Annotated in this window: 6 protein-coding genes and 1 pseudogene; all 7 read left to right on the forward strand. The window is 37.3% G+C overall.

Going from position 1 to position 7,159, the window contains the following annotated elements:
* Positions 1-662, forward strand: a pseudogene (locus KQI94_RS14930) (C-terminal helicase domain-containing protein); the annotation flags it as partial.
* A 67-nt stretch (positions 663-729) separates the two neighbouring features.
* Complete coding sequence (elrR, locus tag KQI94_RS14935) at positions 730-1,635, forward strand: Rgg family transcriptional regulator ElrR (RefSeq protein WP_002389794.1); 906 nt, start codon at positions 730-732, stop codon at positions 1,633-1,635.
* 189 nt (positions 1,636-1,824) lie between these two features.
* Positions 1,825-3,996 (forward strand): enterococcal leucine-rich protein ElrA, encoded by a 2,172-nt coding sequence (gene elrA, locus KQI94_RS14940; RefSeq protein WP_002389793.1) that lies wholly within the window; start codon positions 1,825-1,827, stop codon positions 3,994-3,996.
* A gap of 3 nt (positions 3,997-3,999) precedes the next feature.
* On the forward strand, positions 4,000-4,368 hold the full coding sequence (elrB, locus tag KQI94_RS14945) for an LPXTG anchor domain-containing protein ElrB (protein ID WP_002368833.1): 369 nt from the start codon (positions 4,000-4,002) through the stop codon (positions 4,366-4,368).
* A gap of 1 nt (position 4,369) precedes the next feature.
* Positions 4,370-5,152 carry a WxL domain-containing protein ElrC gene (gene elrC, locus KQI94_RS14950; RefSeq protein ID WP_002368834.1) on the forward strand — a complete coding sequence of 261 codons (783 nt, stop codon included), beginning with the start codon at positions 4,370-4,372 and terminating at the stop codon, positions 5,150-5,152.
* A gap of 39 nt (positions 5,153-5,191) precedes the next feature.
* Positions 5,192-5,968, forward strand: a complete 777-nt coding sequence (elrD, locus tag KQI94_RS14955; protein WP_002389792.1) for a WxL domain-containing protein ElrD — start codon at positions 5,192-5,194, stop codon at positions 5,966-5,968.
* Positions 5,969-6,042: 74 nt separating this feature from the next.
* Entirely contained in the window at positions 6,043-7,068 is a 1,026-nt protein-coding gene (elrE, locus tag KQI94_RS14960; protein WP_002368836.1) for a transmembrane protein ElrE, read from the forward strand.
* Positions 7,069-7,159: the final 91 nt, after the last annotated feature.

The following is a 7,159-nucleotide window of genomic DNA, read 5'->3' on the forward strand; positions in this document are numbered from 1 at the left end:
TATCTAAAACAAATGCAAGCAGATGTCAGTCAAATGGATCAGGCGACCTTCAAGAAAAATCGCATGAGTATTTTAGCAGGCTTGACCCGTTTACGACAAATCTGTTGCGATCCGCGTTTGTTTATTGAGGATTACACGGGAGGTTCTGGCAAAGTGGAACAAGTCAAAGACTTTTTAGTGGCTGCCAAAGAAAACAATCGTCGTGTCCTATTATTTTCTCAGTTCACAAGTATGCTTTCTATCTTAGAAAAAGAATTGAATGAATTAGGCTTAGAGACGTTTTATTTACGAGGAAGTACGAAGCCTCAAGATCGGTTAACAATGGCGAATGCCTTCAATGAAGGAGAAAAAGATGTCTTCTTAATTTCATTGAAAGCAGGGGGAACCGGACTAAATTTAACTGGTGCAGATACAGTTATTTTATACGATTTATGGTGGAATCCCGCAGTCGAAGAACAAGCGGCTGGTCGGGCGCACCGCATGGGACAAAAAAAGTTGTTGAAGTGTGGCGGATGATTGCAGAAGGAACGGTTGAAGAAAAAATGAATTCCTTACAGCAAGAAAAACGCGAGCTGTTCCAAAAAGTGATTCAAGGAAATGAAGAGCAATTAGCGAAAATGACGGAAGAAGATATTCGCACAATTTTAAGCATTGGGGAATAACCGTTCAACTTAGTTGCTATCTTATTTAAAGAGAAATGGAGTAATTCGTTTGAAACAAAAAGAATATATGGAATATCGGCCGCTAGGTGAAGAAATTGAACGGATTCGTAAAGGGAAAAATATTCCTCTGCGTGTCTTTGATGAAAATGGTGTTTCTAGTCGAAGTTATCAACGCTTTGTCCAAGGAAATAGTGAATTGCGTATTTCGGATTTAGCCATTATTGTCGAAATCTTGTCTATTTCGCCGATGGAAATGACAGAAAAATTAACGCCAATGTCCAAAACAGTTTTAGCTAAGGAGCAGTTTAATCAAGCAATCTTTAGTAAAAATTTTCAAGAAAGTAGTCGAATCGTTGCAGATTATCGGGCGTATTATGATAAATCGTCTTTTGCTTTAGGAAAGCAAGAAGTAATGTATTCGATGTTGGCGTTGGAATATCTTTTTAACCCTCAAACGGTTGTGACAAAAGAGGAAATTATTGCATTAGAAAATCAGATTCTGGAACGATTAATTAATGCCGATGTGTATACTATTTTTAATTTGAAATTTTTAGCATTACAAAAAAACGTTGGCTTGCAGCCGTTTCCAACTTCGTTACTTTTTCGTGTACTACAATCTGTCAATGAGCGGGAAATTATTGATATTCGCTCGCTAGAAATTATCGAGCAAGTAATTATTGATTTTTTATTTGCGGCGATTGTCAGCCAAAATGTTCCCCATATTCTTCATGTATTAAGCATGTTTAAAGAATATGAAGTGGGTGAAAATAACTGGCGAATGATCCTCTGGAAAAAAATAGCAGAAAAAATAGAAATGATTTTAACCAATGAAGAAATATTCGCAGATTGGGCAATCTTTAAAGAACAAATCCTTTTATCTATCACATTGTTTTTACCAAAAGCCAAACAAGAATTTTTTGCTGGGCAATTGGAAAAAATAGAGGATAGTTTAAAAGAAATAAAAGAAAATTAGGCATAATTGAGAATTTGTCATAATACATTCTGGTTGTGTTTAGCGACAAAGAGCGCCAAATAGGGGTAGAAAACCCTATTTAGCGCTCTTTGTCTTGTCTATACAAATTAATTTGGACAGTTTGTCGTAATTGAACCCATTTTCAGTTGATATTCACTATAATTAAGAAAATATCAGGAGGTGAAGTTTATGAAAAAAATGTGCATCTCCGCAGTTAGTGCCTTACTTTTGGCTAATAGTTTGCTACTTCCTGTAACAACTTTCGCCGAAACGACCGAAACAATCGCATCCTCCAGTGAAGAAAATGTTTCATCTGTTTCAGAAGAAAAGATTCCAGAAACTTCATCGGCAGAAGAGCAAAATTCAGCAACCAGTAGTTCGGAGATTCCCCAATCAGAAGAGTTAACGACTGTTGAAACAAGTGAAGAGCCGCCAAATGAAGCACTAGCGATAACGGAAGCACAACTGATGATGCCCCAATTATACGCAGGTGCTATCTTAGATAAAGCGACGCCTATCAGTACACTATTTCCTGATCCAGCCTTTGCGGAAAATATCAGAAAACAGTTAAGCAAATCTCGGACCTCTAATACTGTCACCCAAGCAGAATTGGATAAACTGAATAAAGTTATTTTAGAAAATGTCGTTGTTTCTAATGTGGAAGGAGTTCAATACCTAAGAAACTTAGAAGAATTATCTTTTCAAGATTCACTCAATGTAACAGATTTGAGTCCTTTTGCTAAAGGTGAATTTAAGCTATTACGTTTTTTATATATGAGAAATAATAAAATAGCTGATCTTAGTCCGTTAGGTCAAGCAGGATTAATTAATTTAGAAGGCTTGTACGTTGAGAACAATCAATTAACGACATTAAATGGACTTGAAGGAATGGCTGCTTTAAAAAATTTAAGTATCCAAAATACGACAGATCATCCGTCAAAAATCACGCCGAATAATCGAGTGACTTCCTTCGACCCGCTTCGTTCTCTTCGTAATTTAGAAACCATTTGGGCTGCCAATAATCAGATTGCTACTTTAGATGGGCTTACGGAAGCAAATAACCTACTCCGTCTTTATGTGGAAAATAATCAATTAAAAACAATTGCGCCCTTGGCGAATAAGCCACGTCTAGAAGAGTTGAGTATTATGAATCAAACGATTGCTAGTCTGGAAGCTTTAAGCACTGTTCCTAATCTGCGTGTACTGTATGCAAGAAACAATCAAATTTCTTCCTTGGCACCGTTAGAGAAAACACTCAATCTAACAGTTTTAGATGTGGGAGAAAATCAAATTTCAGATATCAGTCCGTTAAAAGGCTTAACGGCCATTACAGGGCTAGATGTATCTAATCAAATGATTATCTTATCTTCTGTCGATTATATTGCTGGGAAACCACTGCAATTAAAAAATAAGGTGGTATCTCGTGATGGTCAACTATTTCCACCGCTGACGATTAGCCCTTATGGAAGTTACGATGCCACAAAAGGACTGTTTGAATGGAATTTACCCAAAGCTCATGAAGGCGTTTCTTATATCTGGGAATCAACAGATAAAGCATACTTAGGGAACTTTTCTGGAACAGTCGTCCAACCTGTCAAAGAAGTTTTCTTAAGTGAAACGAAACTATCTTGGTCAAAAGAGCGTATAGAAAAGTCGATGGAAAAAACAATCGATATTGATGACTTTCAAAAAACAGCCCTGCCTTTTTATTGGCAAGATGTCGATGCTGGGAATAGATTACAATTTATTGTCAAAAAAGAGGGCCAAGAAATCCAGAAATTAGCAGATGAAACAACCACTAATTCTAAAACATTTAAGGAAAAAGCCTTGTTATTACCAGAACTAACTTATGGAAAACAGCAGTTGGTCGTGGAAGTCTATGATAAAGGCTACAAGATTGATGAATTAGCGCTAACAGTCACTGTGGTTGGCTCTGTCAGGTTCAAAACGGTACCCACAGCGATTTCCTTTGGGAATGAGCTGCAAATCGCTAGTAGCACGACCCAATATCCAATTGTTTCCATGGATCAACCATTAGTGATACGGGATACTCGTCAAACAGGGAATAATTGGTCGCTTGCACTAACCGTTACTTCTGATTTCAAATCTGAATCAGGTGCTACGTTGCCGAATATTTTAAAATTTAGAACCAACCATCGCTTACAGGACATTCCAGAAGGCCAATCGATTCTTGTTCACAACCAAGTCAATGGACATCAAGAAACAAATATTTCTGATCAATGGAAAGAAAATGACCAAGAGTTGTTATTATCTGTTCCTGGAGGGACGGCCAAAGCAGAAGAATACGAAGCAAAACTAACTTGGCACTTGATGGACGTACCTGATGGCAGTGCAAAATAGGGGGTGAGTCTTATCAAAAAAATAGTTAGCGGCGTATTGCTATTAGGATTGATTTCATCAGTTGATGTATTTGCTGAAACAAATGCCTATCCGACAAATGCGGAAGTTTCTTTTTATGGCGAGTATGAGCCACCAGCCAACAAAGAAAAACCAGATGGTAAGATACCACAGCGTTTCCCCAAGCAGTCGGAAGCAATACCAACAGTGAGTGGAGAATCATTGAAGCACTCAACAAGTAAAACGGTTGATCAAAAAGGCTCAGGCTTCTTACCTCGAACTGGTACTAAACAGCAACAAATGTTTAATTATCTCGGAATAATAGTCATCTTGATGGCTAGTTTTATTTTAAAAAAAAGAAAGAAGGAACAATAAAATGAAAAAAATTATTTTATCAACAATCCCTGCTATCACTTTAGGCGTGGCTATTGCACCAGAAGTGAATGCAGAAGAAACAAACTATGAATCAAATGCTATCGTTGAATTTACACCGGATGCCTCTATCAACAAACCAGTCGATCCAGTGAATCCAGATACCGAAAAACCTGTTGAACCCTTTGACCCAACGACACCAGACACAGGCAATAAGCCAAATGAAGGAACAACTGGTCCACTAAGTATCGATTATGCTTCTAGTTTAGACTTTGGCAAAAATAAAATTTCAAATAAAGATGAAAAATATTATGCAAATCCACAATACTTTTTCTTGGCAGACGGTTCTGGTCCTGATTTGACTAATCCTAAACCAAATTATGTACAAATTTCCGACAAACGCGGAACGAATGCCGGTTGGGCCTTAACAGTTAAACAAGAAACACAATTAACAGCGACAAAAGAAACATTAAATAAAGTTTTAGACGGTTCAGAAATTAAATTAAGTCAAAACAAAGCAGTGTCTAATTCCAAAGCAGTCACACCAACTGCGCATGAAGTAACTTTAGTAGCTGGCGATTCATCAAATGTGATGTCTGCCGCTGAAGGTCAAGGTTCTGGAACTTGGCTTAGTGCGTTCGGTGGGATTGAAAAAGTGGAAGTTGACGGTGAAAGCGTAGATAAAAATACAGCGATCACATTAACTGTACCAGGAGCAACACCAAAAGATGCTGTTCAATACAGAACTGTTTTAACATGGACAATCGCTGATTTACCAAGCGTATAATTATTGAAACTATAACAATAGAAGAGAAGGAGCACTAACATGAAAAAAATGATCATCGCAAGCAGCTTAATTTTAGCAACCATCGCGGTAGGCACACTACCAGTTCAAGCAGAGGAAGTGGCTAATCGCGACACAGATGCTATTGTAAAATTTAAAGCACCAGATGAAAAAGATCCCAACAGCAAAAATCCTGTAGTGGATCCAGAAGACAAAGACGGCAAAGATCCTGTGACACCTATCGACCCAGTAAATCCTGACAAACCAGTTGATGAAGGTTCTACAGGTCCCTTAACCTTGGACTATGCTTCAAGTTTAAACTTTGGTGAAAATATCATCAGCACAAAAGATGAAATCTATTTTGCATCAGCACAAGTTTTAAAAGATAAAAATAATGTTGAAAAAACGGGTCCATTATTTGCTCAAATTACAGATAATCGTGGAACTTTAGAAGGCTGGACTTTATCTGCAAAACAAAATTCTGCATTTACTTCTGCTACAAAAGGTCAGACACTTGAAGGAACTGAAATTGTCTTTCAAAATGCTTCAGCTGTGACAGCAGGACAAAGCGCTGCACCAACAAGTTTAGCGAGCGTAACTTTTGGTACAGTGGGTGAAAGTCATAACGTGATGGTAGCCGCAACAGATCAAGGTGCCGGAAAATGGTCATACTTATACGGCAATGCTAGTTCAATTGCTGAAGTTGACGGCCGTCAAGTAATGAAAGATGTTCAATTAAAAGTGCCAGGTAAATCAGTTAAATTAAACGATGCCTACAAAACAACAATTACTTGGACATTAGCTAATACGCCAGTATAAAAAGAACCTTTTTGGAGAAAGTAAGAGGGGAACTCAGCCTTTCTCCTTTACATAGAAATGGAGTGTAGAGCGAAATGAAAAATAGATATTTTATTCTGATGATCCTAAGTTTTTATTTCTTTGCTTTTGGGATTGAAACCTCAGCAGCAGAATTACGATTTAGTGTTGAAACAGAAATTCCAGAAAACCAAATAGATAAAACAAAAACATATTTTGATTTAATGATGAAACCAGACCAAGAACAAATTTTGAAAGTTCGAGCGGCCAATAGTACAGATGAAAATTTAGTGATTGATGTTAGTGTGAAGTCGGCCACAACAAACAGCAACGGAGTGATTGAATATGGTGAGTCGTTGACAGCATTAGATAAATCTGCACCAGCAGATTTATCAGAAATCATTCAACTGAAAGACGGCGGTGAGAGTGTTGAATTGCCTGCTAAAAGTGAAAAAGTAGTTGAACTACGAGTGAAGATGCCTAAAGAAGAGTTTTCAGGGCAACTAGCGGGCGGGATCACGTTTAGTGAAAAAGTCGATGAAACGAAAGACAATCAAAAAGAAAATACAAACGGCTTAGCAATTGAAAATCGCTATGCCTATACAGTAGCTGTTTTACTTCGAGAAAATGAAACAGTTGTGCAACCTGAATTGTCTTTAGAGAAAGTTGAACCGACGCAAAGAAATGCGCGCAGTGTTATTTCTGCAACACTACTAAACCATGAAGCAGCCTATCTTCAATCAATGAAAGTAACGGCAAATGTTAAAAATAAGAAAACAAGTAACGTTATTTTAGAGAAAGAACAAGAAGATATGCAAATGGCGCCCAATTCAATTTTTAATTTCCCTATTCCTTATGAAGAAAATGAAATGGAAGCTGGGACGTATGTATTGGCAATGACTGTGGAAGGCTCAGGAAAAAAATGGCAATTTACGAAAGAATTTACAATCTCAAAAGAGGAAGCAAAAACATTTAATGAGAAAGATGTAACCGTCAAAAAAACGGAATCTAAACTTATTTATCTCTTAATCGGTTTATTGATCCTTTTACTGATAATCTGCCTGTTCATCATTTTACGTCTGAAAAAACAAAAAAATAAATAAAAAAAAGCCGTTCTTTGAGCCGACCCCCAAAAGTTAGACCTAGAAATCTAACTTTTGGAGGTTTTTTTGTATGGCAAAATACAGTTTTGAA

The sequence above is a fragment of the Enterococcus sp. S183_ASV_20 genome (assembly GCF_018919685.1).
Lineage (GTDB): Bacteria > Bacillota > Bacilli > Lactobacillales > Enterococcaceae > Enterococcus > Enterococcus faecalis.